Source organism: Streptomyces bambusae, assembly GCF_019400985.1.
Taxonomy (GTDB): domain Bacteria; phylum Actinomycetota; class Actinomycetes; order Streptomycetales; family Streptomycetaceae; genus Streptomyces; species Streptomyces bambusae_A.
In genome coordinates this window covers 1-2,152 of record NZ_WTFF01000577.1, presented here as the reverse complement: position 1 = coordinate 2,152, position 2,152 = coordinate 1, and the positions used below count along the sequence as shown (strand labels likewise).

Sequence of the window (2,152 nt, the reverse complement as noted above, 5' to 3'; positions counted from 1 at the left end):
CCGGCGACGGCGTGGCTGGGTCGGCGCCCCACACCCCCCCTCCCCGGGAGATGGGGCCCCGCGCACGCCGCCGCCGCGGTGGCGGGGCGGGGGGCCGCGGCGCCGGGCCGGCGGGTGCGGCACGCCACGCTACCCGGCGGGGGCGCCGGCAGCGGCCCGTCGGGCGAGCGCCTGGCCCCGCCGCTGCCCGTCACGGCGAGCGAGGCGGCGGTGTACGACGTCCCGCTCGCCCGCGGCACCACCCTCTACGTGCGCTTCGGCGACTGGGCGGTGGGCGCGGCGCCGGCGGCGCTGGCGCTGTACGGGGCGGCGGCGGGGGCCGGGGCGGTGGCGGCCCGGCGGCGCAGGCTCACGGGGCCTGTTCCAGAGCCCTCAGAACCACCCGCTCGCACAGCTCGTGGGTGGCCAGCGCGTCGCGGGCGCTGAGCACCTTGCCCGCCGCCACGGCGTCCAGGAAGGCGTCCACGGCCTGCTCGATGCCGCGCTGGCGGGCCACCGGCACCCAGTCCCCGCGCCGCCGTACGGTCGGCTGGCCCTTGTGGTCGATGACCTCGGCGAGGTTGACCACCTGCCGCTTGGTGTCCTGGCCGGAGACCTCCAGGATCTCCTCGCCCGATCCGGACAGCCGGTTCATGATGCCGAGCGCGGTGAAGCCGTCGCCGGACAGCTGGAGGACGACCTGGTGCATGAGGCCCTCGCGGATCCTGGCCCGGACGTCGACGTGGTCGGCCTCCCCCGGCAGCAGGAAGCGCAGGGTGTCGACGACGTGGATGAAGTCGTCCAGGACCAGGGTGCGCGGGTCCTCGGGCAGCCCGATCCGGTTCTTCTGCATGAGGATGAGCTCGCGCGGGTGGTCGGCGCACTGCGCGTAGGCGGGCGCGTAGCGGCGGTTGAAGCCGACCGCGAGGCAGACCCCGCGCTCCTCGGCGAGTTCCACCAGCCGGCGCGAGGCGGCCAGGTCGTAGGCGAGCGGCTTGTCCACGTAGGTGGCCACGCCCGCCTCCAGGAGCCGGGCGACGATCTCCGGGTGCGCGGCGGTCGGCGCGTGCACGAACGCGGCGTCCAGGCCTGCGGCGAGGGCCGAGTCGAGGTCGCCGTGGCGGCGGGCGGCGGGGATGTGGTGGGTGTCGCCGACCCGGTCGAGTGTGGCGCGGGTGCGGGTCTGCAGGTGCAGCTCCACCCCTGGACGGGTCGTGAGGACGGGCAGGTACGCCTTCTGCGCGATGTCGCCGAGTCCGATGCACGCGACCTTCACAGGGATCCTCCAGGGTCGTTCCTCGTGGCTCTTCCGGCAGCTTAATCCCTGGTGGGCGGGCCCGCGTTCGTCCAGGATGTCGACCATGACCACGACAGGGACCGATCACGCCGGCCGCATCGAGCGCGCCGAACCGTCCACCACCGCCGGGGAGCGGGAGATGCTGGACGGCTGGCTCGACTACCACCGCGCCACGCTCGCCGTGAAGTGCGCGGGGCTGGACGAGGAGCAGGTGCGGCGGGCGTCGCTGCCGCCGTCCGAACTGACCCTGATGGGGCTCGTCCGCCACCTCGCGGAGGTGGAGCGGTGGTGGTTCCGCGAGGTGATGCTCGGCGCGGACCTGCCCGACCTCTACAGCACCCGGGCCGATGTGGACGGCGACTTCCACTTCACCGACGAGGACACCTTCGCCGATGCCCTGCAGGTGTGGGAGCGGGAGGTGGAACTGGCCCGTCGGGCGGTGGCGGGCAGGTCCCTGGAGGAGCTGTCCGTGGGCCGCAGCCGGCGGGGCGAGCAGTTCAACCTGCGCTGGGTGTACACGCACATGATCGAGGAGTACGCGCGCCACAACGGCCACGCGGACCTGCTGCGGGAGCAGATCGACGGGGCAACCGGCGAGTAGCCGTCACCCGTGCGTGGGGAATATGGCCTCCGGGTTTTCGCAACGGGGTCCCGGCACAGCAGAGTTGCGCGAGTGCATCCTTCCCGAACCACGACAACCCTGCTGCTCGGAGTCGCCGCCGCCGTATCGGCCGTATCCGGCTGCGTGCATGTAACCCCTGCCCCCGCGCGGCCCGCCTCGGCGCCGTCGGCCGAGCCGCCGCCGCAGCATCTGCCGCGCGGCGGCGGCGCGGCTCCGGTGGCCGTCCGGGCACCCGCGCTGGAGGCGCTGGAGGC

General features: G+C 74.5%; 2 protein-coding genes and 1 pseudogene. 2 read left to right on the top strand and 1 reads right to left on the bottom strand.

Annotated features, from left to right (window positions below):
* Nucleotides 1-349: 349 nt before the first annotated feature.
* The gene (locus GPJ59_RS35720) at nucleotides 350-1,255 is read right to left on the bottom strand and encodes a Gfo/Idh/MocA family protein (RefSeq protein WP_219672283.1); all 906 of its coding nucleotides are present in this window, start codon (nucleotides 1,253-1,255) and stop codon (nucleotides 350-352) included.
* Nucleotides 1,256-1,340: 85 nt separating this feature from the next.
* On the opposite strand from GPJ59_RS35720, the gene GPJ59_RS35715 reads away from it, so the two are divergent.
* Entirely contained in the window at nucleotides 1,341-1,877 is a 537-nt protein-coding gene (locus tag GPJ59_RS35715; protein WP_258025423.1) for a DinB family protein, read from the top strand.
* Between the two features lie 72 nt (nucleotides 1,878-1,949).
* Nucleotides 1,950-2,152, top strand: a pseudogene (locus tag GPJ59_RS35710) (hypothetical protein); the annotation flags it as partial.

Bases quoted from the DNA above. Each gene is read 5' to 3' on its own strand.
- GPJ59_RS35715 (WP_258025423.1), top strand. From the start codon at position 1,341: ATGACCACGACAGGGACCGATCACGCCGGCCGCATCGAGCGCGCCGAA.